Origin of the sequence: Mobilicoccus caccae, assembly GCF_030161635.1 — a bacterium.
Lineage (GTDB): Bacteria > Actinomycetota > Actinomycetes > Actinomycetales > Dermatophilaceae > Mobilicoccus > Mobilicoccus caccae.
Window position 1 is genome coordinate 2,908,107 of the sequence record NZ_BSUO01000001.1, and the last position, 23,249, is coordinate 2,931,355.

Annotated in this window: 16 protein-coding genes and 1 pseudogene; 9 read left to right on the forward strand and 8 right to left on the reverse strand. The window is 70.0% G+C overall.

Annotated elements, in window-relative coordinates:
• Positions 1 to 72: 72 nt before the first annotated feature.
• Entirely contained in the window at positions 73 to 1,701 is a 1,629-nt protein-coding gene (locus tag QQK49_RS14275) for an AMP-binding protein (protein WP_284304510.1), read from the reverse strand.
• Positions 1,702 to 2,058: 357 nt separating this feature from the next.
• Here QQK49_RS14275 and QQK49_RS14280 point away from each other — a divergent pair, with 357 nt between their 5' ends.
• Complete coding sequence (locus QQK49_RS14280; RefSeq protein ID WP_284304511.1) at positions 2,059 to 4,497, forward strand: helicase-associated domain-containing protein; 2,439 nt, start codon at positions 2,059 to 2,061, stop codon at positions 4,495 to 4,497.
• Here QQK49_RS14280 and QQK49_RS14285 read toward each other — a convergent pair.
• The 5 genes from QQK49_RS14285 to QQK49_RS14305 form a co-directional block, all read right to left on the reverse strand.
• On the reverse strand, positions 4,474 to 6,480 hold the full coding sequence (locus tag QQK49_RS14285) for a M13 family metallopeptidase (protein WP_348536193.1): 2,007 nt from the start codon (positions 6,478 to 6,480) through the stop codon (positions 4,474 to 4,476). The two genes, QQK49_RS14280 and QQK49_RS14285, sit on opposite strands and share 24 nt — an antisense overlap.
• 133 nt (positions 6,481 to 6,613) lie before the next feature.
• Positions 6,614 to 6,961: a type II toxin-antitoxin system PemK/MazF family toxin gene (locus QQK49_RS14290; protein WP_284304512.1), complete on the reverse strand. Its 348-nt coding sequence runs from the start codon at positions 6,959 to 6,961 to the stop codon at positions 6,614 to 6,616.
• Complete coding sequence (locus QQK49_RS14295) at positions 6,948 to 7,175, reverse strand: ribbon-helix-helix protein, CopG family (protein ID WP_284304514.1); 228 nt, start codon at positions 7,173 to 7,175, stop codon at positions 6,948 to 6,950. The genes QQK49_RS14290 and QQK49_RS14295 overlap by 14 nt, the downstream gene beginning before the upstream one ends.
• Before the next feature lie 85 nt (positions 7,176 to 7,260).
• The gene (locus QQK49_RS14300) at positions 7,261 to 7,776 is read right to left on the reverse strand and encodes a GNAT family N-acetyltransferase (RefSeq protein ID WP_348536194.1); all 516 of its coding nucleotides are present in this window, start codon (positions 7,774 to 7,776) and stop codon (positions 7,261 to 7,263) included.
• Positions 7,773 to 8,708, reverse strand: coding sequence for a hydroxymethylglutaryl-CoA lyase (locus QQK49_RS14305; RefSeq protein ID WP_284304515.1), 936 nt, complete (start codon positions 8,706 to 8,708; stop codon positions 7,773 to 7,775). The genes QQK49_RS14300 and QQK49_RS14305 overlap by 4 nt, the downstream gene beginning before the upstream one ends.
• A 113-nt stretch (positions 8,709 to 8,821) precedes the next feature.
• Here QQK49_RS14305 and QQK49_RS14310 point away from each other — a divergent pair, with 113 nt between their 5' ends.
• The 5 genes from QQK49_RS14310 (at position 8,822) to QQK49_RS14330 (ending at position 15,927) form a co-directional block, all read left to right on the forward strand.
• Positions 8,822 to 10,483: a DNA repair helicase XPB gene (locus QQK49_RS14310; RefSeq protein WP_284304516.1), complete on the forward strand. Its 1,662-nt coding sequence runs from the start codon at positions 8,822 to 8,824 to the stop codon at positions 10,481 to 10,483.
• A 182-nt stretch (positions 10,484 to 10,665) separates the two neighbouring features.
• Positions 10,666 to 12,309 (forward strand): alpha/beta hydrolase, encoded by a 1,644-nt coding sequence (locus QQK49_RS14315; RefSeq protein ID WP_284304517.1) that lies wholly within the window; start codon positions 10,666 to 10,668, stop codon positions 12,307 to 12,309.
• Positions 12,310 to 12,458: 149 nt separating this feature from the next.
• The gene (locus QQK49_RS14320) at positions 12,459 to 13,175 is read left to right on the forward strand and encodes a response regulator transcription factor (RefSeq protein ID WP_284304518.1); all 717 of its coding nucleotides are present in this window, start codon (positions 12,459 to 12,461) and stop codon (positions 13,173 to 13,175) included.
• A complete protein-coding gene (locus QQK49_RS14325) occupies positions 13,172 to 14,116 on the forward strand; it encodes a HAMP domain-containing protein (RefSeq protein ID WP_284304519.1) in 945 nt (314 codons plus the stop codon). The genes QQK49_RS14320 and QQK49_RS14325 overlap by 4 nt, the downstream gene beginning before the upstream one ends.
• On the forward strand, positions 14,017 to 15,927 hold the full coding sequence (locus QQK49_RS14330; protein WP_284305914.1) for a trypsin-like peptidase domain-containing protein: 1,911 nt from the start codon (positions 14,017 to 14,019) through the stop codon (positions 15,925 to 15,927). Before QQK49_RS14325 ends, QQK49_RS14330 begins: the two co-directional genes overlap by 100 nt.
• Before the next feature lie 177 nt (positions 15,928 to 16,104).
• Here QQK49_RS14330 and QQK49_RS14335 read toward each other — a convergent pair whose 3' ends face one another.
• Together QQK49_RS14335 and QQK49_RS14340 are read right to left on the reverse strand one after the other, a co-directional pair.
• Positions 16,105 to 17,010 carry an EamA family transporter gene (locus tag QQK49_RS14335; protein WP_284305915.1) on the reverse strand — a complete coding sequence of 302 codons (906 nt, stop codon included), beginning with the start codon at positions 17,008 to 17,010 and terminating at the stop codon, positions 16,105 to 16,107.
• Positions 17,011 to 17,890: 880 nt separating this feature from the next.
• Complete coding sequence (locus tag QQK49_RS14340; RefSeq protein WP_284304520.1) at positions 17,891 to 18,703, reverse strand: DUF4031 domain-containing protein; 813 nt, start codon at positions 18,701 to 18,703, stop codon at positions 17,891 to 17,893.
• Positions 18,704 to 18,923: 220 nt separating this feature from the next.
• Between QQK49_RS14340 and QQK49_RS14345 the strand changes: the two genes are divergently transcribed.
• The 3 genes and pseudogenes from QQK49_RS14345 to mmsB all read left to right on the forward strand — a co-directional run.
• Positions 18,924 to 20,105: an ROK family transcriptional regulator gene (locus QQK49_RS14345; RefSeq protein WP_348536195.1), complete on the forward strand. Its 1,182-nt coding sequence runs from the start codon at positions 18,924 to 18,926 to the stop codon at positions 20,103 to 20,105.
• A gap of 201 nt (positions 20,106 to 20,306) precedes the next feature.
• Positions 20,307 to 21,833, forward strand: a complete 1,527-nt coding sequence (mmsA, locus tag QQK49_RS14350; protein ID WP_284304522.1) for a multiple monosaccharide ABC transporter ATP-binding protein — start codon at positions 20,307 to 20,309, stop codon at positions 21,831 to 21,833.
• Positions 21,834 to 21,867: 34 nt separating this feature from the next.
• Positions 21,868 to 23,058 (forward strand): annotated as a pseudogene (mmsB, locus tag QQK49_RS14355) (multiple monosaccharide ABC transporter permease); the annotation flags it as partial.
• Positions 23,059 to 23,249 lie beyond the last annotated feature (191 nt).

Below are 23,249 nucleotides of genomic sequence, written 5' to 3' on the forward strand. Positions count from 1 at the left end.
GGGCCCTACCAGGCTAGCGTGCCGGGCAAACCGGAATCCGGCGGCGGAGATCCGGTGTGACGCGTCGATCCTCTACTTCTGCAGGCCGAGCAACGCGACGCCCTCGGCGCGCATGTCGATCTTGCGGATCTTGCCGGTCACGGTCATCGGGAACGCGTCGACGCAGTGCACGTAGCGGGGAACCTTGTAGTGGGCGAGTTTGCCGGCCGAGAACGCCTTGACGTCCTCGACGGTGAGGGGCTCGTGCCCGGGCTTGGTGATGATCCAGGCCATGAGTTCCTCGCCGTACTTCTCGTCGGGCACACCCACCACCGACACGTCGGCGACGCCCGGGTGCTGGTAGAGGAACTCCTCGATCTCGCGCGGGTAGATGTTCTCCCCACCGCGGATCACCATGTCCTTGATGCGGCCGACGATGGCGCAGTAGCCGTCCTCGTCCATCGTGGCGAGGTCGCCGGTGTGCATCCACCCGCCGGAGTCGATGGCCTCGGCCGTCTTCTCCTCGTTGTCCCAGTAGCCGCGCATGACCGAATAGCCCTTGGTGCAGAACTCGCCGGGTTCGCCGCGGGGGACGGTCTCGCCGGTGGCGGGGTCGACGATCTTGATCTCGAGGTGGGGCATGACCCGGCCGACGGTCTCGGTGCGGCGGCGCAGGTCGTCGTCGGTGCGGGTCGACGTCGACACCGGGGAGGTCTCGGTCATGCCGTAGTTGATGGCGACCTCCGACATGTTCATGCGGTCGATGACCTGCTTCATGACCTCGATGGGGCACGGTGAGCCGGCCATGATGCCGGTGCGCAGCGTGGACAGGTCGTAGCTGTCGAAGTCGGACAGCGCGAGTTCGGCGATGAACATGGTCGGCACGCCGTACAGGGAGGTGCACTTCTCCTGGGAGACGGCCGTCAGCGCCGAGTCCGGGGTGAACGTGGGGGCCGGGATGACCATGCACGCACCGTGGGTGGTGCACGCGAGGTTGCCCATCACCATGCCGAAGCAGTGGTAGAAGGGCACCGGGATGCAGACGCGGTCGGCCTCGCTGTAGTGGATCATCTCGCCGACGAAGAACCCGTTGTTGAGGATGTTGCGGTGCGACAGGGTCGCACCCTTGGGGAATCCCGTGGTGCCCGAGGTGTACTGGATGTTGATCGGGTCCTCGGGCGAGAGGGAGGCGAGGACCCCGGCCAGTTGCTCGTCGCTCATCGACTCACCCGCGGCGATGAGGTCGTCCCAGCTCTGCTCGCCGAGGTAGAACGCGCGCTCGAGGTTGTCGCGTTTGGTCAGGGTCTGCTCGACCATCTGCTGGTAGTTCGACGTCTTGTAGGCCACCGCGCTGACGATCATCCGCATGCCCGACTGCTCCACCACGTAGTCGAGTTCGTGGGTGCGGTAGGCGGGATTGACGTTGACGAGGACGACCCCGGCCTTGGCGGTGGCGTACTGCATGATCGTCCACTCGGGGCAGTTGGGCGACCAGATGCCGATGCGGTCCCCGACCGCCAGACCGACCCCGATGAGCCCCTTGGCGAGGCGGTTGACCTCGTCGTCGAACTCCGCGTACGTCCACCGGCGACCGGTCGCGACGTCGACGAGCGCCTCACGATCTCCGAACGCGGCGACCGTACGCTCGAGGTTGGCCCCGATCGTCTCCTCGAGGAGCGGGGTGTCGGTCTCACCCTGTGCGTGGGACGGCTGAGCGGTCATCGACGAAACCTCCGGGCACGACGCTGTGACGGGACTGGGCTGTTGGCGTCATCCTGCCCCACCGGCACCGCCGCCCGACGGCGACGAACCCGGCGACCTGGATCAACGGCCGTCCTTCTCGACGAGCGGACTCACGGGGGCTCCGCCCCCGTGAGTCCCCGGAACTGCACCGGCGCGGCTTCGCCGCGACGTTCCTTCTGTTCCGTCCGTTCAGGCTCGCTGCGCTCGCGAACGGACGGGCCTCGCCCACAAGGCGCTCATGCCTGAGGCGTCACGCGACGTGTGCGAGAACCCCCGTCACCAGGGCAACATCTCGGGAGCAGAGGCCCCCGAGAGTGCGGGGTTACCGTTGAGGTGATGTCCACACCGCCCGCGACCGCCGCCCCCGAGGCGGTCGCTCCACCGCCTCGCAGCCTCGCCGAGGACCTCCGTTCCCGCGACGACGCCCAGCTCACGGCGCTGATCGCGGCGCGTCCCGACCTCGCCCGACCCGCGCCGGCCGACCTCACGACGCTCGCGGCGCGGGCGCTCACCCCGGCCGGTCTGCGCCAGGTGCTGGACTCCCTCGACACCGCCCGTCTGCGGACGCTCGAGGCTGCGGTCGTCGCGGCGGAACCGATCACCGCCGAGGACGTCGCGGCGCTGCTCGGGTGCGCTGCTGAACGAGCTGCGCAGTTGTTGGAGGGGCTCTACGACCTCGCGCTCCTCTGGCGCACGACCGGTGGATACGCCGCGCCGCGCGCGGTGCGTGACGCCCTCGGGCCCGTGGCCGGACTCGCCCCGGCCGATCCCCGCGATGCCACGATCACCGACCCGGCGGGACTCCTCGACGCGCTCACCTCCCAGGCTCCGGCCGGGGCACGCGAGGTCCTCGACCGGCTCACGTGGGGGCCGCCGACCGGGGTCGTGGATCTTCGCGGGGCGGTCGGGCCCGCCGTCCGGTGGCTCGTCGACCACACCCTTCTGCGCGGGTCGGACGACGGTGGGAGCGTGACGCTGCCACGTCCCATCGCCTTGGCCCTGCGCGACGGTCGCCTGCACCGGACCCCCGACCTCGACCCGCCGGCGACGCGGTCGCGGATTCTTCGCCCCGAGGACGTCGATGCCGGCGCCGGGTCGGTCGCAGGCGAACTCCTGGCCTGCGTGGAGGCCGTGGCCACCGCGTGGGGCGACTCGCCGCCGCGGGTTCTGCGCACGGGCGGGCTCGCGGTCCGGGACCTGGCGCGCACCGTCGCGCTCACCGGCCTGGACACCCACGGGACCGCGCTGGTGCTCGAGGTGGTGTCCGCCGCGGGGCTCATCGGGCCGGACGGGGGACTCGACCCGGTCTGGGCGCCCACGCGGCGCTACGACACCTGGGCCGAGCAGGAGGACGACATGCGTTGGGCCGAGCTGGTTCTCGCGTGGCGTGACATGCCGCGCGCGCCGCACCGGATCGGCACGCGGGGCGTCGACGGGACGATCAACGCGTTCACCGACGGCGTCACGTGGGGCAGCCTGCCCCTGCTGCGACGACGCACGCTCGGTGTCCTTATCGCCCTCGAACCGGGCACGACGATCGAGGCCGACGACGTCGTCGCCCGCCTGCGGTGGGAGGTGCCGAGGCGGGACCCCGCCGTCGTCGAGGAGGCGGCTCTCGCCACCACATCCGAGGCCGCCCTCCTCGGTCTCACCTCGGCCGGGGCCGCGACCTCGTCGCTGCGCGACCTATGCCGGGAGGAGGCGTCCGTCGACTCCGTCGCTGCCGCCGCGCGACTGCCGGAGGCCGTGGATCACGTCATCCTGCAGGCCGACCTCACCGCCGTGGCGCCGGGCCGGCTCTCACGGAGCAGCGCGGCGTTCATGCGGACCGCGGCCGACGTCGAGTCCCGAGGCGCCGCAGTCGTGTACCGCTTCGGAGCGGACAGCATCCGCCGGCTCTTCGACGCCGGGTGGACCGTGGAGGACGTGCTCGGCACCCTCGCCCGGATGAGCACCACCCCGGTGCCCCAGCCGCTGGAGTACCTGGTCGGGGACGCCTGGCGCAGCCACGGCCGAGCCCGCGTCGGTGCGGCGTCCACGTATGTGCGCAGCGACGACGTCATCGCCCTCGACGCGCTGATGCGGCGACCGGAGGCGAGCAGCGCGCGGCTGCGCCGACTCGCGCCGACCGTGCTCGTGTCCGACCTGGCCCCCACCCGTCTTCTCGCCCTCCTGCGCGACTGGGGCATCCATGCCCTCACCGAAGGCGCGGACGGAACCGTCGTCGGCGCAGGCACGGCGCCCGCCCGGGCCCCCGATCCCCGCCGGCGCCCCACCGTCACTCCCGCACTCGATGTCGACGCCGTCGTGGCAGGTCTGCGCCGGGGTGAGTCGACTCGAACCGCCGCCTCGAACGGCGCGACCGCCGGGGCGCGTGCGTCCGAGACCGGCGAGTCCGCCGGCCAGACCGGCACAGCAGGCACGATCGGTACCACCGGAACAGCCGGCTCGACCAGGACAACCGGAGCGACCAGCCCCAACGGCTCGACGACGCCGGCGGGGTCGACGCACGGGCAGATCACGAGCGCAGCGCCGAGCATCCCGGCGACCGACCCGGCCGTCACGCTGGCCGTGCTCCGGCACGCGGCGGCGGAGCAGACCGACGTGTGGGTCGGCGTCGCCGACACCGGCGGCCGGATCACGCACCGTCACGTGCGCCCGACGCGCATCTCCGGCGGTCTGGCCCACGGGATCGACCTGGCCACCGGCCGCGTGGAGGCGTGGCCGGTCAGCCGGATCGCCGGCGTGGCCTCACCAGATGCGGACTCGTTCTGACTCCTCCAGCCACAGCCCGTCACCGGGCGACACGTCGAACGCGTCGTGGAACTCGGTGAGGTTGCGCACGATGTTGGCCCGGAACTCACCCGGGGAGTGGGGGTCGATCGCGAGGAGCCGCTTGGCCTCCTCCGTGCGGGCCTTGAGCCGCCAGATCTGCGCCCAGCCGGCGAAGAAGCGCTGCTCACCGGTGAGGTCGTCGATGACCGGCGCGGACTCCAGGCCGCCCTCCCCCAGGCTCAGCCGGTAGGCGAGGTGGGCGATGGTGACCCCACCGAGGTCGCCGATGTTCTCGCCGACGGTGAGCGCCCCGTTGACCGTCTCTCCCGGCAGGTCGCGGGGTTCCAGCACGTCGTACTGGGCGATGAGCTTGCCGGCCCGCTCGTCGAACGCGGCGCGGTCCTCCTCCGTCCACCACTCGGCCAGGTTGCCGAGGCCGTCGTAGCGCGAGCCCTGGTCGTCGAACCCGTGCCCGATCTCGTGCCCGATGACCGAGCCGATCGCGCCGTAGTTGACGGCGTCGTCGGCCTCGGAGTCGAAGAACGGGGGCTGCAGGATCGCCGCGGGGAACACGATCTCGTTCATGCCGGGGTTGTAGTAGGCGTTGACCATCTGTGGCGGCATGAACCACTCGCCCCGGTCGACCGGCCCGCCGAGCTTGGCCCAGTCGCGGTCGGTCTCGAACTCGTTGGCCCGCCGGACGTTGCCGAGGAGGTCATCCGCGGTGAGCACGAGCGCGGAGTAGTCGCGCCACTCGTCGGGGTAGCCGATCTTGGGGACGAAGGTGCCGAGCTTGTCCAGCGCCTTGGCCTTGGTGGCCTCACCCATCCAGTCGAGGTCGGCGATGTCGATGCGGTAGGCCGCGATGAGGTTGTCGACGAGTTCGACCATGCGTTCCTTGGCCTGCGGCGGGAAGTGCCGGTCGACGTAGAGCCGCCCGACGCCCTCGCCGACGAGCATGTTGACGAGGTCGACGCCCCGCTTCCACCGGTCGCGCTGGGAGGGCGTGCCGGACAGGGTGCGGCCGTAGAAGTCGAAGTGCTGCTCGTCGATCTCGCGGGTGAGGAACGGCGCGGACGCACCGAGAACCCGCCAGGTCAGCCACGCCTTCCACCGTTCCAGCGGGATGTCCTGAGTGGCCGCCGACAGGGCTTCGAGGTAGCTGGGCTGGCGCACGACGATGCGGTCGAGCTTGTCGGCTGGCGCGCCGAGAGCCTCGAGCCACGCTCGCCACGGCACGTTCGGGGCGAGCTCGGCGAGTTCGTCGAGGGTCATCGCCGTGTAGGAGGCCACGACATCGCGGGTGCGCACCCGGTCCCAGTGCGCGGCGGCGAGGGTGCGTTCGGTCTCGTACACCTCGTCGTTGCCGAACGAACCGTGTTCTCCCACGAGGTCGTTCACCCGGGCGAGGTGCGCGAGGTAGGCGGTGCGCACGTCGGCGTACTTGTCCTCGCGGTAGTAGGACTCGTCGGGCAGGCCGATGCCGGACTGCTGCAGATAGGTGGTGTAGGTCTGCGAGTCGCGCTTGTCGGTGTCGACGTAGGCGGACACCGCGCCGCCGATCCCCTGGCGCTGCAGGCGTCCCATGAGCACCCACAGCCCCTCGACGTCGCTCACGGACGCGATGGCCGCGAGGTCGTCGGCCACAGGCGCGAGTCCGAGCCGCTCGATGCGGTCCTCGTCGAGGAAGGAGCGGTACAGCGCACCGACCTGAGCGCGCATGCGAGCGACCGCGTCTCCGTCCGCCACGTCACCGGACGCGGCATCGGACGTCGCCGCCTCGGCCTCCTCCAGGAGGGCGCGGACGTCTTCGCGTGCCTTCTCGGCGAGGATGTCGAACTCGCCGTAGCGTCCCTTGTCGGCCGGGATCTCGGTGCCCGCGATCCACGTGCCGTTGACGAATCCGAACAGGTCGTCCTGTGGTCGGATCGAGGAGTCCATCGCCGTGATGTCGATCCCCGACCGCTGCCCCGATGCCTTCACGCTGCCCCATTCCTTCGCCGACGGTGTTTCCCCTCACCGTAGCGAGGACCACCGACAACGCCATCGGCGGCGGATGTGTGAGGCTCGGTCAGAGACGACCCCCGACCCGTCCGAAGAGAGCGTGTTCGCAGCGTCACAAGGCCAGATGCAGCCGGAGCGCGGCGTCGACCTCGGCCATGACGTCGCTCGGCAGATGCCCGGCCGCTCCTCGCAGGCGGGACACGTCGACCGAACGGACCTGTTCGGCCTGTGCCTTCGAGTCGCGTGCCAATCCGGTCGCCGAGGCAGGAAGAAGCGCCTGAAACGACAGCACGCGGGCGGTGTTGCTCGTGAGCGGAACGACGGTGACCACGCCGCGTTCCAGTTGGAGGCTGGTCCGGGTGTGCGAGTCACGCCCCACGACCACCGCCGGACGCACCTTGTCGGCCTCACTTCCCACGGCCGGGTCCAGGGCGACCCACACGATGTCACCACGCCGCATTCGAGATCCCGTCTGCATCTGCGGCGGACCACAGCCGGCCTTCGCCCGAGGAGTCCCATTCGCGAGCCGCCTCTGCATACTCCTCGGCCAGTCGTTTCTCTCTGAGCAGCTCCACGGCCTCGTGGACCACCGCAGACCGTCCTGTCGACCGCTCGGACGCCACGGCATCCAGAAGGGCGACGTCCTCTTCCGGGAGACTCACACTGACCTTCATACTTTCCATACTACTGGCGCGGATACCAGCTTTCCTCCCCGAGCTCCATGTGGTCGGAACTGCCGGTCGCCGCAACTGCTCCCCGTCACAGCTCCTTCTTGAACCCCGTGTGGCTGGCGACGAAGCCCAGGTGCTCGTAGAAGCGGTGGGCGTTGCCGCGCGAGGTGTCGGAGGTGAGTTGCACGAGACTCGCCCCACGGCTCTTGGCCTGCGCGAACGCCCACTCGAACAGCGTCTCGCCGATACCGCGCCCGCGCAGGCTCGACAGGGTGCGCACGCCCTCGATCTGCGCGCGGGTGGTGCCGCGGCGGGTCAGGCTCGGGATGATGCTCAGTTGCAGCGTTCCGACGACCTGGCCGGACAGTTCGGCCACGGCCAGCATCTCGCCCGGGTCGGCCGTGAGCCGCGCGAACGCCGCCGCGTAGGGCGCGAGGTCTCCGCCCTCGCGGCCGGCGCCGATGGAGTCGTCGGCGAGCAGGTCGACGACGGCCTCGAGGTCCTCGATCCGCGCCTCACGCACCGTCACGGTGTTCTGCCCGTCGGCGTTCTGCCCGTCGGCGTTCTGCCCGTCGGCGTTCTGCCCGTCGGCCGCCGACGTCACGCCGGAGCCCCCAGCGCCTTGACCACCGCGGAGGCCGGCGGCTTGCCCAGTTGCTCCGACATCCACATGCTCGTCCCGACCATCGCGGGCAGGTCGATCCCGGTCTCGATGCCGAGTCCGTGCAGCGCCCACAGCAGGTCCTCGGTGGCGAGGTTGCCGGTCGCACTCTTGGCGTAGGGGCACCCGCCGAGGCCACCGGCGGAGGAGTCGACGATCGTCACGCCCTTGCGCAGCGCGGTCAGCGTGTTCGGCAGCGCCTGCCCGTAGGTGTCGTGGAAGTGGACGGCGATGGTGTCCAAGGAGATTCCCGCCTCCACCAACCCGTCCAGCACCGACTCCACCTGGCCCGCGGTGCCCACACCGATCGTGTCGCCGATCGAGAGTTCGTCGCAGCCGAGATCCATGAGCCGCCGCGCGACCGACACGACCTGATCGGGCGCCACATCGCCCTCCCACGGGTCGCCGAAGCACATCGAGACGTACGCCCGCACCCACAGGCCCTCGTCCTTGGCCCGCTTCGCGACCGGGCCGAACATGTCGAACTGGCCGTCGACGGTGGCGTTGAGGTTCTTGGCCGCGAAGGCCTCGGTGGCCGAACCGAAGATCGCGATGGCGCCGACCCCCGCCTCGAGCGCGCGGTCGAGCCCCTTCTCGTTGGGCACGAGCACCGGTCGATTGCGTCCGCGGGCGGATTCCCCCAGCGCGGTCAGCAGCTCGGCGGCGTCGGCGAGCTGCGGCACCCACGTGGGCGAGACGAACGAGGTCGTCTCGATGGTCTCGACGCCCGCGGCCTCGAGCCGCCGCACGAATTCGGCCTTGACGTCGACGGGAACGATGTTCTCCTCGTTCTGCAGGCCGTCGCGCACCCCGACCTCGTAGATCCGCACCCGCTCGGGCATCCCCTCGGCGCGATCGACCTGCGGTGTCCTCATGAGTTCCTCCTCGGGGTGCGGGCAACGGGCCCATCCTCGCGCATCCGGGCACGGCGCGGACGAACGAGCGCCCGGAACAACGACCACGACCCGCGGCGTTGTCATCTGTCGTCATGCCAGGAGCCCTCATCGTCCAGAGCGACAAGACCCTGTTGCTCGAAGTCGACCACGACGACGCCACCGCTGCGCGCCGCGCGATCGCGCCGTTCGCCGAGCTCGAACGCGCGCCCGAGCACATCCACACCTACCGCGTGACTCCCCTGGGGCTGTGGAACGCCCGCGCGGCCGGGTTCGACGCGGAGCAGGTGGTCGACGCCCTCGTCACGCACAGCCGCTACCCCGTCCCGCACTCCCTGCTCGTCGACGTGGCCGACACGATGGACCGGTACGGCCGGCTCGTGCTGACCAAGGAACTCGCCACCGACGGGGAGGTCGCGCGCCCCGGCGACGGCGGTCGGCTGGTCCTGCGCAGCACCGATCGGGCGGTGCTCGAAGAGGTCCTGCGGCACAAGAAGATCACCCCGCTGACCGGCGAGCGGCTCGACGAGCTGACCGTCGTCGTCCACCCCAGTGAGCGGGGACATCTCAAGCAGGAGCTGCTCAAACTCGGCTGGCCGGCCGAGGACCACGCTGGTCACGTCGACGGTGAGGCCCACCCCATCACCCTGGCCGGTGACTGGTCGTTGCGTCCATACCAGGACCAGGCCGTCGACGGGTTCTGGCACGGCGGATCGGGCGTGGTCGTGCTGCCCTGCGGCGCCGGCAAGACCCTCGTCGGTGCCGGGGCGATGGCCCGCGCGGAGACGACGACGCTCATCCTCGTGACCAACACCGTCTCGGCCCGGCAGTGGCGCGACGAACTGCTGCGACGCACGAGCCTGAGCGAGGAGGAGATCGGTGAGTACTCCGGCGCCCGCAAGGAGATCCGTCCGGTCACCATCGCCACGTATCAGGTGCTGACGACCAGGCGGAAGGGCTCCTACACCCACCTGGATCTGCTCGACGCCCGCGACTGGGGCCTGGTCATCTACGACGAGGTGCACCTGCTCCCCGCGCCGATATTCCGGATGACGGCCGACCTGCAGACCCGCCGCAGACTCGGACTCACCGCCACCCTCGTGCGTGAGGACGGCCGCGAGAACGACGTGTTCTCCCTGATCGGCCCCAAGCGGTACGACGCTCCGTGGAAGGAGATCGAGGCGCAGGGGTGGATCGCGCCGGCCGACTGCGTCGAGGTGAGGGTCGCCCTGCCGGAGGCCGAGCGGCTCGCGCACGCCACCGCCGAACCGGACGACCGCTACCGCCTGGCCGCGTGCAGCGCGGCCAAGGACCAGGCCGTCGAGCGGATCGTCGCGAAGCATCCCGACGAACCGACCCTCGTCATCGGCCAGTACCTCGACCAGCTCGAAGGACTCGCGGGCCGCCTCGCCGCCCCGATCGTCACGGGCAAGACGTCGGTGGCGCAGCGCACCCGCCTGTTCGCGGAGTTCCGCGAAGGCCGGATCCCCCGCCTGGTGGTGAGCAAGGTGGCCAACTTCTCCGTCGACCTGCCGGAGGCCTCCGTGGCCGTGCAGGTCAGCGGCACCTTCGGCTCACGCCAGGAGGAGGCCCAACGCCTCGGACGGCTGTTGCGCCCCAAGGGCGACGGGCGCACCGCGCACTTCTACACCGTCGTCGCCCGAGACACCGTCGACGCCGACTTCGCCGCCCACCGCCAACGCTTCCTCGCCGAACAGGGCTACGCCTACCGGATCGTCGACGCCGAAGACCTCTGAACACCCCCTCCCGGGATCACTCCGTGACCCACTGGTCGCCCAGAGTTCACCCAGTTCGGCCGCAGGTGCGCTGTGGGCCGGGTACGGTCACGGACACATGTTCACCTTCAGGCGTTCGCGCCTGCCTCGATCGGGGGATCGCATTGTTCCGTCAAGCCGGGTTCGCCCTGGGAGTCGCCGTCGTGGCTCCTCTCGCCTTCTCGCCGGTGGCGTTCGCCGCCGAGCTGACACCTGTCGACCCGAGGCCCGCGCCCGGCCTCCCTGCCCAGGTCAACGCACAGATTCGCGGCCTCTCCGCCGCTCCGGGGCCGACGCGTCCCAAGACCTCGATGACCATGACGCAGTACCGCGCGCAGAAGGTGCGCTGGAGCGCGAAGAACTGCACCAAGGCGACCCTGGCGGCCAAGGTCGCCGTCAAGGAGATCACGCCGAAGGTCGTCGTCGAGTGCGCCACGGTCAAGACCCCCTTGTCGTGGAGCGACCTGTCCAAGGGCTCGATGGACCTGCACTTCAGCCGCGTCCGGTCGACCACGCCGACCAAGAAGGCGAAGGCGCGCGTCCTGTTCGTCAACCCCGGCGGCCCCGGTGGCGCGGCCGGCCCGATGGCGGTGTCCGTCGCGGCCACCGCCACGGCGCTCCGCAAGACGCACGACATCGTCGGCGTCGACCCTCGCGGCACCGGCGGCAGCACGGCGCTCAACTGCCCGCCCAAGGCCCTGGGCGTCAGCGACTCCCGCGTCCTCACCTCCAAGGTGCGCAACGAGGCGCGCACCAACCTCAAGAACTTCGTGGCGGGCTGCGTCAAGAAGTACGACGCCTACCTGCCCCACATCACCACGCTGAACACCGTCTCCGACCACGACCTCGTCCGCCAGTTGCTGGCCGGACGCACGGTCAAGGCCGACTGGTACGGCGTCTCCGGCGGGTCGTGGATGGGCGCCTGGTACGCGCAGCGCTACCCCAACTCCCTCGAGCGCGTCGTCCTCGACGCCAACACGGAGTTCACCGCCGACTGGCGCACCAGCTTCGCCGCGTTCCCGATGGGCTTCCAGCGCCGCTTCGAAGGTCAGTTCCTGCCGTGGATGGCGCGCCAGAACAAGGAGTTCAAGGCGGGCAGCACCACCAAGCAGACCAAGGCCGCCTACGAGCGCGTCCGTGCGGCTGCCGGCAAGGGCAAGGTCACCGGCATGCGCGCCGACGACGTCGACGCCATCGTCATGATGCTCATGTACAACGACGAGTCCTTCCCGCTCGCCGCCCAGTTCATCGCCGGCACCGACGCCGCGCTGCGCAAGAACGGCAAGACCGACCCGGCCATCCCCAAGGAGTTCCTCGAGGCCATGGGCGACGACGCCGACGCCTCGGCGCTGACGGTGCGCACCGCCATCCTCTGCAACGACACCCCCTACACGCGCACCCCGGCCTCCTACGAGCGGGAGTTCCGCGGCAACATCGCTCGCTACCCGCTCGTGGCCGGGATGCACGACATGGTCATGGCCGGCTGCGCCTACTGGCCGTACAAGCCCGCCGCCGCACCCAAGATCGACGGCACCCGCGGGCCGGTCAAGCTCATGGTCCAGACCGAGTTCGACCCCGCCACCCCCATCGAAGGCGCCCGCAAGGCCCACGCGGCCAACGCGAGCACCCGGATGATCACGGTCGCCGGAGCCGGCGGCCACGGCGGCTACCTCGCCATGAACCCCTGCGTCGACAAGGCCGTCAACGCCTACCTGACCAAGGGCACGATGCTCACGCGGGACCTCACCTGCGCGGGCACTCCGCTGCCGAACGAGAAGAAGGTCTTCCCCGTCACCTGGAAGCCCTGACCCCCACTGCCGCAGACCGATGCCGCCGTCGCCCTCCGGGGTGGCGGCGGCATCGTCGTCCCCTCCCGCGCCCCCGCTCGTCCACAGGCCACGGCACACATCCCGCAAGCATTCAGCGAACTTACAGACAACCCGCGCATGCTTGTCGGGTGAGCACTCCGTCATCGTCCCCAGAAGCGCGGCTCCTCGTCGTCGAGGACGAGCCGAACATCCGTGAACTCCTCGCCACCTCGCTCCGGTTCGCCGGGTTCGAGGTCGTGACGGCCGCCGACGGCGCCACCGCCATCACGGTGGCCTCCGCCGAGCAGCCCGACCTCATCGTGCTCGACGTGATGCTCCCCGACATGGACGGATTCGCCGTCACCCAGCGCCTGCGGGAGAACGGCCGGCACATGCCCGTCGTCTTCGTCACCGCGCGGGACTCGGTGGAGGACAAGGTGACCGGTCTGACCGTCGGCGGCGACGACTACGTCACCAAGCCGTTCAGTCTGGAGGAGGTCATCGCCCGCATCCGGGCCGTGCTGCGCCGCACCCGGGGCGAGCAGACCGAGGACGCCGTCCTCCGCTTCCACGACCTCGAACTCAACGAGGACTCCCACGAGGTCCGCCGCGGCACCCGCGTCATCGACGTCTCCCCCACCGAGTTCAAGCTCCTGCGCTACCTGCTGCTCAACCCCAACCGGGTCCTGTCCAAGGCGCAGATCCTCGACCACGTCTGGGACTACGACTTCCGCGGCGAGGCGGGCATCGTCGAGTCCTACATCTCCTACCTGCGCCGCAAGATCGACCAGCCCGACGCGCCGGCCCTCATCCACACCCGCCGCGGCGTCGGATACGTGCTGCGGCTCCCGCCCGAGACGGTATGAGCCCGGCCCAGTTGGGTCGCCGTGCGGCCGGGGCGGCCGGGAGCGCGCGAACGCGGTTCACCGACATCTTCCGACGCTGGTCCCTGACCTGGCGACTCATCGCCGTCCTCGTCGTGCTGCTCGTGCTGGCACTGCTGCTGTCGAACGCGGTCACCACCATGCTGATGCGCTCGTACCTGCTCGACCGCACCGACGCCGAGTTGCAGTTCGCGGCGGCGCCGATCGCGGGGTCGGTCCTCGAGCAGTACCGGTACACGACCCGGGTCGACGAGATGCCGCGCAGCTACGCCGTGGTCGTCATGCGCGCGGACGGCACACCCGAACTCATCGTCACCCCGCGCGGCAGCGACCAGCCGGCCGTCCCACCGTTGTCCCGCGACGATCCCCGCATCCTCACCGGCAGCACCTTCACGGTCGGTTCGGTCGAGGGCGACGGGGAGTGGCGTGTCCTCGCCGGCTCGCTGCGCAACGAGACCGGCACGTACGCGGTGGCGTCCTCCCTCGACGGCGTCGAGGAGACCGTCTCGCGGATGCTGCTGGTCAGCACCGTCATCGGAGGCGTGGTGGTGACGGCCTGCCTCGTCATCGGATGGCTCGGGTTCCGGCGGGCGTTCCGGCCCCTGCGCCACATCGAGGACACCGCCGCGGCCATCGCCGCAGGAGACCTCAGCCGACGCGTGCCCGACCACAGGGCTCACGACGAGGTCGGCAGCCTGTCGCAGTCGATCAACGTGATGCTCAGCCAGATCGAGAGTTCGTTCACGGCCCGCCAGGCCTCCGAGGCCCGCATGCGCCGATTCGTCACCGACGCCAGCCACGAGCTGCGCACCCCCTGGCCACGATCCGCGGGTACGCCGAGCTCTACCGGCAGGGCGCGACCACCTCTCCCGAGGACGTCGGTAGTTCGATGCAGCGCATCGAGGGCGAGGCCACCCGCATGAGTGGGCTGGTGGAAGACCTGCTCACCCTCGCCCGGCTCGACAACCGGCGTCCCATGCAGATGGAGCCGATCGACCTCACCGTCATCGCCGGCGACGTCGTGCAGGACGCCCGCGCCCGCGACACCACGCACACGCTGCGCCTGACCGGCCTGGCCGGGCAGCGCCTCGGGCCGGCGACCGTGGACGGCGATGATGCCCGACTGCGTCAGGTCGTCACCAACCTCGTCGCCAACGCGCTGCAGCACACCCCTGCGGGCACGTCGATCACCGTGTCGGTCGGCACCGAGGACGACCGGTGTCGCGTCGAGGTCGCCGACAATGGCCCCGGCGTCGCCCCCGAGGCCATGCCTCACCTGTTCGAGCGGTTCTACCGAACCGATCCCGCCCGTGGTCGACAGGCCACCGGTGGTCACGGTCTCGGCCTGGCCATCGTCGCCGCCATCGCCCAGGCCCACGGAGGACGGACGGGAGTCGCGCCCACACCCGGCGGCGGCGCCACGTTCGTCCTCGACCTCCCCGTTCCGCACAGACCCCTGATGACCTGTCCGAGGAGATGCCATGAGCAGCACCCCGAACTCCCCCACGGCTCCCCGGAGCCGACCTGGCACAGCGAGCCGCATGGCCCCGCTTCGGGCCAGGCACCCGTGTGGGAGTCGCCGCAACAGCAGAAGCCGCCGCGCAAGCGGCGCCGGGGCGTGTGGGTCGTTCTCGCCGTCATGGTCCTGGTCATCGCCCTCCTCGGAACGGCGGCGATGATGACCCTGCGATCCGGGGTCCAGACCTCGGACTTCTCCCAGAACAGCGGCCTGCCGCAGGGCGCCGACGCCCCGCGCGCGCCCGTCGAGCAGGCGGATGCCTCGGCGCCCGACTGGTCGGCCACGGCGGCCGCGGTGTCTCCCAGCGTCGTGTCGATCGCCGTCGCATCGGGCCGTTCGGGCGGTGAGGGATCCGGGGTCGTCTTCGACAGCGAGGGCCACGTGCTCACCAACCACCATGTCGTCGCCGCGGCCGGCAACGGGGGGACGATCCTCGTGACCCTCGCCGACAAGCGGGTCTTCGAGGCCAAGATCGACGGGAGCGACGCCGCCACCGACCTCGCCGTCCTGTCCCTCCAGGGCGCTCCGGAGGATCTGCGTCCGATCTCCGCCGGCGACGACCGTCAGCTCAAGGTGGGTCAGCCGGTCATGGCCATCGGTAACCCGCTCGGCCTGTCGGGCACCGTGACCACCGGTATCGTCAGCGCGCTCAACCGACCGGTGAGCACCACCCAGGAGTCGCAGGGGCAGAACCCCTTCGGCGGGCAGCAGCAGGGTGAACTCGTGGTCACCAACGCCATCCAGACCAGCGCCGCCATCAACCCCGGCAACTCCGGTGGTGCCCTGGTGGACGCCTCGGGCAAGTTGGTCGGCATCAACTCCTCGATCGCCTCGCTCAGCCAGCAGTCGGGCAACATCGGCATCGGGTTCGCCATCCCCGTCACCGAGGCTCAGGCGGTGGCCAAGCAGCTCATGGAGTCCGGCAAGGTCAAGCACCCCTACCTCGGCGTGCGTCTGACCGACGCCATCGCCACCGAGGGTCAGACCAAGCGTCGTGCCGCCGGAATCGCCTCCGTCGAGACCGGAACCCCCGCCGCCGCCGGCGGTCTGCGCGACGGCGACGCCGTCATCGCGATCGACGGCACCCCGGTGGATTCCTCCCTGTCCCTCACCGCGCAGGTGCGGGCCCGGACCGTGGGTACGCCCACCAAGCTGACGATCCTGCGCGACGGTCAGCGCCAGGACATCCAGGTCAACCTCGCCGAGCGCAACTGACCGATCTCCGCCTCATCGTGAAGGCCGCCCGCGGATACCGCGGGCGGCCTTCGTGATGGTGAGGGAAAGGGAAACGCTCGCCCACCTTCCACCTCGGACAGTAGGTGAGGACGAAACCGTAGGGCAGGCGCTACTGTCCGAGACTTCTCCTGCTGTCTCGGGTGGGATGAGGTGTGCTCACAGGCCTGGGGGTTCGATCGCCGGGCGTCCGGAGGGGCGATCCGTCCAGCCCTTCCCGACGCCCAGCGCCATGAGGACGCCGACGATGACGATGGCGCCGCCGATGACCCCGAGGACGCCCGGCTGCTCGCCGCTGTAGAAGAACGCCGCCACCATGCCGAGTGGGGGGACGAGCATCGACCAGGGCGCGACCGACGAGGCGGCATGACGGCTGAGCAGCAGGTTCCAGATCCCGTACCCCGCCATCGAGGCCAGGTAGGTGATGAAGGCCAGTCCGAGGACGGACCGCAGGCTCATGTGCGTCATGGCCTGGGTGATCGCCGGCCACCCCTCGAGGAGGACCGAGAGGCCGAAGAGCGGGATCGGCGGGACGAGCGCCGACCACACCACGAGCGAGAAGCCATCCCGCGGAGGCCGTCTGCGGACCACGACGTTGCCCAGTGCCCACGACGCCGCCGCCCCGATCGTCATGAGGAACGGCAACGCCGGCGCTTCGGCCATGTGCTTCCACCCGACCAGCGCCATCCCCGCCAGGCCGATCGCGATGCCGACCACCTGGTAGGTCGTCGGACGCTCCCGCAGGATCACGGCCGCGATGACGACCGTGAACACCGTCTGCACCTGCAGCACCAGCGACGCGAGTCCGGCGGGCATCCCGAAGTTCATGGCCGTGTACAACAGCGCGAACTGCAAGAGACCCATCGTGGCCCCGGCAGCGACGACGGTCTTGATCCCGTTGCCCGGCGGTTTGATGAAGAGGACCGCGGGGAGGGCGACGAGGGCGAAGCGCAGAGCCGCGAGAAGCAGTGGCGGAAAGGTCTCCATCCCGATCTGGGCCGCCACGAAGTTCACACCCCAGATGACGGCGACGACACAGGCCAGAGCCTTGTCACGGGGAGGCATCACGCAGGACACCGTAACGGCCCCACGATGCACGCTTCGTGGCGGTCTCGACCGGCGGCGGGGATCTCGGGTCCCACCACCGGCGAAGAACGCCTCAGGCCCACCGGCATCCCCCCGAACCATCGGGTGGGCGGACGCCCAACGGGAAGGCTCACGAGTTGAAGAACAACACGAACAACATCGAGGACACGTCGACGAGGATCTCCGCAGGTCAGAAGCTCAGCGCACCGACGAGGACGTGATCGATGTCGTTCGTGTTGTTCTTCGCTCCGCGAGAGCCCCTCGGGGGACGTCCGATACCACCACGACGAACACCCCTCCCCGCCCTGCGGCGTGCACACCCGCGGCAGGCCTACGCTGCGGTCATGAGCGGATTCATGACACAGGCCGTGGCCGCTCTCGCCGGCCGCTACGACGAGCCGTGGCGCAGCTACCACACCCGCGAACACGTGGCGGAGCTGCTGGCGGCGTTGCGCTTCCTCACCGGCACCCCGCTGCATCCGAGTCTCGAACTCGCCGCGTGGGCGCACGACGCCGTCTACGACCCGCGTGCCGCCGCCGGGGACAACGAGCGCGCCAGCGCCGAGCTGGCCCGCGAGGTCCTGGACGGCGCGGGTGTCCCCGCAGAGATCACCGAGGAGGTTGTGAACCTCACCCTGGCGACCATCACGCACGCGCTGCCCGCGGGACCACTCGACCCCGAACTCGCTGCGCGCACCGAGGCCTTCCTCGACGCCGATCTGTGGATCCTGTCGGCCCCTCCGGAGCGATTCGCGCGGTACGAGGACCAGGTGCGGCGGGAGTACGCCTTCGTGCCCGACGACCGATTCGCCGAGGGTCGGGCCGCCATCCTGGCGGAGTTCGCCCGGCGCGAGCGGATCTACCTGACGGGCCGGGCCCGCGAGGCGTGGGAACCGTCGGCCCGCCGCAACCTCGCAAGGATCGGCCACCACGGCGAGCCCCCACACCGGGACTCGAGCTCGTCGCCGCCGAACCAGCCGAGTTCGTGACCCTCCGGCCCGTGCGCCGAGGCGGGTCCGCTGCCGGCCACCGTCGCCGCGAACACCGCGATGTGGCTGACGGGATGCAACCTCCCCGCGCCCGGACCCGACGTGAGCTCCTCGTGCAGGATGATCCGCTCGTACGCGCATGCCGCCAGGTCACCGGGCGCCACCTGCATGCCCGACTCCTCACGTAGCTCGCGGGCGGCTCCGTCGCGCACCGGCTCTCCGGGTTCGCGCCAGCCGCCCGGCCCCTCCCAGGAGTCGCGGTGCGTCGACCGGATCAGCAGGGTGCGGCCCCGCTCGTCGGCGACGAACGTCACCGCCGCCACCGTCGTCTCCTCTGGGGGCTCACGGTCGGAGGCGATGAGGTCGAGGCGGTGGCTCACCGGCAGGTAGGGCAGGCCGTCGGGGATCGCCGCGAGGGGCCGCTCTCCCCGCCTCTTGCGAAAGCGCAGCCCCGCCGCGTGCACGCGGCTGAGGATCTCCCGCGCCGAACTGGGCACGGCGCCGGCGGCGAGGACCTCCTCGTACCGTTCGCTCGGCACGTCGTAGTGGTCGCCGTCGTAACTGAGCGGGTGCAGGCCGACGCGCGCGGCGAACTCGTGCAGTTCCGCGTAGGAGGTGTCCGAGGCGACGTGACTCCACACGCGCCCGCGGGCCTCCCACGCGGGTGGGTCCACGAGGATCATCGGCGCCTCCTTCCGGCAGACGGTCATCCTGCCACCGCGGACCTCGGATCGGCGCACGGATCCGGGCCACGTCGCCACGACCATTTGAAGTCCATTGCCTTCACTTATTGACGCCAACGCGGCGCGAGCGCATGATGACGAAATGAATGCCCCCGCCGCCGACCGCCGTGTCAGGGGCAGTGGGTCACAGCGCGCACTCCGTGCCGCGAATCGGTCCCGCTTGGTCCGCGCCCTGCGCGATCACGGACCCTCGACCCAGGCCGACCTGTCCCGAGGCACCGGCCTGTCCGCCGCCACCGTGTCCAACCTCGTCCGCCTGCTGCTGTCCGAGGGGGTCGTCGAGACCGAGACGACCACGAGCTCCGGGCGGCGGGCGGTGCTGGTCAGTCTGTCGCGCCGAGCCGGGGACCGGTTCGCCGTCGGCATCGACATCGGACGCCGCCACCTGCGCGTCCTCGCGTGCACTCCCGCCCGGCAGATCCTCGGCGAGCGCGTCCGCCCCCTGCCGGTCGGCCACCTCGCCGAGGACACGATCGCCTGCGCCTCGACGATGCTGGACGAACTCCTCGTCGAGGCCGACCTCGACCGCGCGGACATCATCGGGTGCGGCGTCGGGATCCCCGGCCCCATCGACGAACGCACCGGCCAGATCGCGCACGGCGTGATCCTGCCCGAATGGGTCGGGCTGCCCCTGGAGGACCACCTGACCACGCAGCTCGGCCTCCCGGTCCACGTCGAGAACGACGCCAATCTCGGTGCGATCGCCGAGATCTGGTGGGGCGAGCACGGAGTCTCCGACCTGGAGGAACGCAGCGGAGGCGAGAACCTCGTCTTCGTCAAGATCGGGTCGGGCATCGGCGCCGGCCTCGTCATGGGTGGGCGCTTGCATCGCGGGCACATCGGCATCACCGGCGAGCTGGGGCACGTCGGGGTCACCGAGTACGGCCCGGTGTGCCGCTGCGGCAGCCGCGGATGCCTCGAGACGGTGGCCTCGGTGAGCACGATGCTCGACCTCATGAGGCCGGGCGACGCCGGTCCGGAGCCGACGATCGACGACCTCATCCGCCTGGCCCACGCGGGAGACCCGGCTACGTTGCGCATCGTCGAGGACGCCGGACTGGCCATCGGCCGCGTCCTCGGGGGCGTCGCCAACCTTCTCGGTCCGCGGATGATCGTCCTCGGCGGTCCCGTCATCCCGCTCGGCGATCTGCTCGTCGACAGCGTGAAGCGGGGCTTGGCGCGCTGGTCGAGCCCGGTCGTCGCCGGCGCGACCGACATCGTCATGTCGTCCTTGGACGGCCGCGCCGAAGCGCTCGGTGCGTGCGCACAGGTGCTCCACGAGGCCTCCGACGAGTCGTGGACTCCCCGCCGCGCCACGCGGGTCCCGGTGGCACACCGGTGAAGTCGCGACCACGGGTCCGGCGGGTCGGGCCGACGCCCTCGACGACGACCGCGCGACGTCACCGACGACCGACCTCGGCACTTGCCTTCAGTACTTGACAGCAACACGACTCTAGTCGTTCACTTTGTGAAATCAGGCCACGCCGACGTGGCCACACCAGGAGGGGCCACGCGAATGGCGAGTGGGACGAATGTGCTGGAGATGCGCGGGATCACCAAGGAGTTCCCGGGCGTCAAGGCACTCTCGGACGTCAACCTGAGCGTCCGCCAGGGCGAGATCCACGCGATCTGCGGAGAGAACGGCGCGGGCAAGTCCACGCTCATGAAGGTCCTGTCGGGGGTCTACCCGCACGGCACGTACGCGGGCGACATCGTCTACGACGGCCACGTCGTGCAGTTCAAGGACATCCGCGCCTCCGAGAAGGCGGGCATCGTCATCATCCACCAGGAGCTCGCGCTCATCCCCGAGCTGTCGATCGCCGAGAACATCTTCCTCGGTAACGAGATGACCAAGGGCGGCGCGATCGACTGGGTCGCCACCAACCGGCGGGCCATCGAGCTGTTGAACCACGTGGGCCTGCGTGAGGACCCGGAGACGCCCATCAAGAACATCGGCGTCGGCAAGCAGCAGCTCGTCGAGATCGCCAAGGCCCTGAGCAAGGACGTCCGGCTGCTCATCCTCGACGAGCCCACCGCCGCCCTCAACGAAGAGGACTCCGCCCACCTGCTCGGGCTCATCCGCGAGCTGCGCGACCGGGGCATCACCGCGATCATCATCAGCCACAAGCTGAACGAGATCCGCGCCGTCGCCGACTCCGTGACGATCATCCGCGACGGACGCACCATCGAGACCCTCGACGTCGCTATCGGCGACGTCGACGAGGACCGCATCATCAAGGCGATGGTCGGGCGCTCGCTGACCTCCCGTTTTCCCGACCACACCCCGAACGTCGGCGAGACGTTCTTCGAGGTGCACGACTGGACCGTCGAGCACCCCAACATCCCGGGCCGTCTCGTGTGCAAGGGGTCGACGTTCCACGTGCGCCGCGGTGAGATCGTCGGGTTCGCCGGGCTCATGGGCGCCGGACGCACCGAGCTCATGCGCTCGATCTTCGGCCGCTCCTACGGCACGCTGCGTGGTGGCCGGCTGATCATGAACGGCAAGGAACTCCGCCTCAAGAACGTCTCGCAGGCCATCTCCGCCGGCATCGGGTACGTGACCGAGGACCGCAAGACCCTGGGGCTCAACCTCCTCGACGACATCAAGACGACCACCTCCTCGGCCCGGCTGCGCAAGATCTCCAAGGCCCTCGTCGTCGACCGTGCCAAGGAGTTCGCCGCCGCCGAGCAGTACCGCAGGTCGTTGCGCACCAAGACCCCCTCGGTCGAGGAGGGCGTGGCCAAGCTGTCCGGCGGCAACCAGCAGAAGGTCGTCCTCGCCAAGTGGCTCTTCGCCGAGCCCGAACTGCTCATCCTCGACGAACCGACCCGCGGGATCGACGTCGGCGCCAAGTACGAGATCTACGGCGTCATCCAGCAACTCGCCGATGCCGGCAAGGGCATCGTCGTCGTCTCCTCCGAACTGCCCGAGCTGCTCGGGCTGTCGGACCGCATCTACACCATCTGTGAGGGCCGCATCACCGGCGAGCTCACCAGGGCCGAGGCGACACAGGAGAACCTCATGCGCCTCATGACCACGACGTCGCAGACCGCCACCTCGGCCCGATGACCCCGAACTTCCGAGCAAGAAAGCCTCGCCGACCATGAAGCACCTCAAGGCCATCTTCGGCAACGACACCCGCCAGTTCGGGATGATCTTCGCCCTCATCGCACTCATCGTCCTGTTCCAGGTGATGACCGACGGCCTGTTGTTGACGCCGACCAACGTCATCAACCTGTTCCAGGGCAACTCCTACATCCTCGTGCTCGCCATCGGCATGGTGCTCGTCATCATCGCCGGGCACATCGACCTCTCGGTCGGGTCGGTCGCCGCCGCGGTCGGCATCTGCGTGGCGATCGCCATGCGGGACTGGGGCATTCCGTGGTGGGCGGGCATCCTGCTCGGCCTCGGCATCGGTGCGCTGATCGGCGCCTGGCAGGGATTCTGGGTCGCCTACGTCGGCATTCCGGCGTTCATCACGACGCTGGCGGGCATGCTGATCTTCCGCGGCGTCAACCAGAAGATCGGCCAGTCCCTCACCGTTCCCGTGCCGAACGAGTTCCAGCAGATCGGCCGCGGATATCTCCCTGAGTTCGGACCGGTGACCGGCTACAACAACCCCACACTGATCCTCGGGTTCCTGCTCATCGCCGCCATCGTGTTCGGCGCGGTGCGCAACCGCATCAACCAGAAGAAGATCGGCGCCGACCTGCAGCCGGCCTGGACGCTGGCCGTGCGTCTGCTCCTCATCTGTGGCCCGCTGCTCGCCGTCACCCTGCTGTTCGCGTCCGGCCGGCGCGGCACCTCCTTCCCCGTCTCCGGCATCATCCTGGGGCTGCTCGTCGTCATCTACAGCTTCGTCAGCTCCCGCACCGTGCTCGGCCGTCACGTCTACGCGGTCGGTGGCAACCGCAGCGCGGCCCGGCTCTCCGGCGTCAACAGCAAGGGCATCGACTTCCTCGTCATGATGAACATGTCGATCCTCGCCGCCCTCGCCGGCATGATCTTCGTCGCCCGGTCCACCGCCTCCGGCCCGTTCGACGGCACCGGCTGGGAGCTCGACGCCATCGCCGCCGTCTTCATCGGTGGCGCGGCCGTCAGCGGCGGCGTCGGCACGGTCGTCGGATCCATCATCGGTGGACTCGTCATGGCCGTGCTCAACAGCGGGATGCAGCTGCTCGGCGTCGGCGCCGACGACACCGCCATCATCAAGGGCCTCGTGCTCCTGGTCGCCGTCGCGTTCGACGTCTTCCAGAAGTCCCAGGGCCGCCCTTCACTCATCGGCAACCTCATGGGACGGCGGCCTGCCATCGCCGAGGGCCAGGAGCCCACGACGCCGGCCACGAACGGATCATCGGCGGCCCGCTCCGACAATCCCAGGGCCCCGCAGACGGCCGACGGCACCTCGAATTCCGTGACCACCGGACGCAACTCCGACACGACCCCCGAACCACGCCCGACATCCAGTCGGTCGTCGACGACAAT

What these genes read in the sequence shown, in the direction of transcription:
- QQK49_RS14275 (WP_284304510.1), bottom strand. Translation starts at nt 1,701, where the DNA reads ATGACCGCTCAGCCGTCCCACGCACAGGGTGAGACCGACACCCCGCTC.
- QQK49_RS14280 (WP_284304511.1), top strand. Translation starts at nt 2,059, where the DNA reads ATGTCCACACCGCCCGCGACCGCCGCCCCCGAGGCGGTCGCTCCACCG.
- QQK49_RS14290 (WP_284304512.1), bottom strand. Translation starts at nt 6,961, where the DNA reads ATGCGGCGTGGTGACATCGTGTGGGTCGCCCTGGACCCGGCCGTGGGA.
- QQK49_RS14295 (WP_284304514.1), bottom strand. Translation starts at nt 7,175, where the DNA reads ATGAAGGTCAGTGTGAGTCTCCCGGAAGAGGACGTCGCCCTTCTGGAT.
- QQK49_RS14305 (WP_284304515.1), bottom strand. Translation starts at nt 8,708, where the DNA reads ATGAGGACACCGCAGGTCGATCGCGCCGAGGGGATGCCCGAGCGGGTG.
- QQK49_RS14310 (WP_284304516.1), top strand. Translation starts at nt 8,822, where the DNA reads ATGCCAGGAGCCCTCATCGTCCAGAGCGACAAGACCCTGTTGCTCGAA.
- QQK49_RS14325 (WP_284304519.1), top strand. Translation starts at nt 13,172, where the DNA reads ATGAGCCCGGCCCAGTTGGGTCGCCGTGCGGCCGGGGCGGCCGGGAGC.
- QQK49_RS14335 (WP_284305915.1), bottom strand. Translation starts at nt 17,010, where the DNA reads ATGCCTCCCCGTGACAAGGCTCTGGCCTGTGTCGTCGCCGTCATCTGG.
- QQK49_RS14340 (WP_284304520.1), bottom strand. Translation starts at nt 18,703, where the DNA reads ATGATCCTCGTGGACCCACCCGCGTGGGAGGCCCGCGGGCGCGTGTGG.
- mmsA (WP_284304522.1), top strand. Translation starts at nt 20,307, where the DNA reads ATGCGCGGGATCACCAAGGAGTTCCCGGGCGTCAAGGCACTCTCGGAC.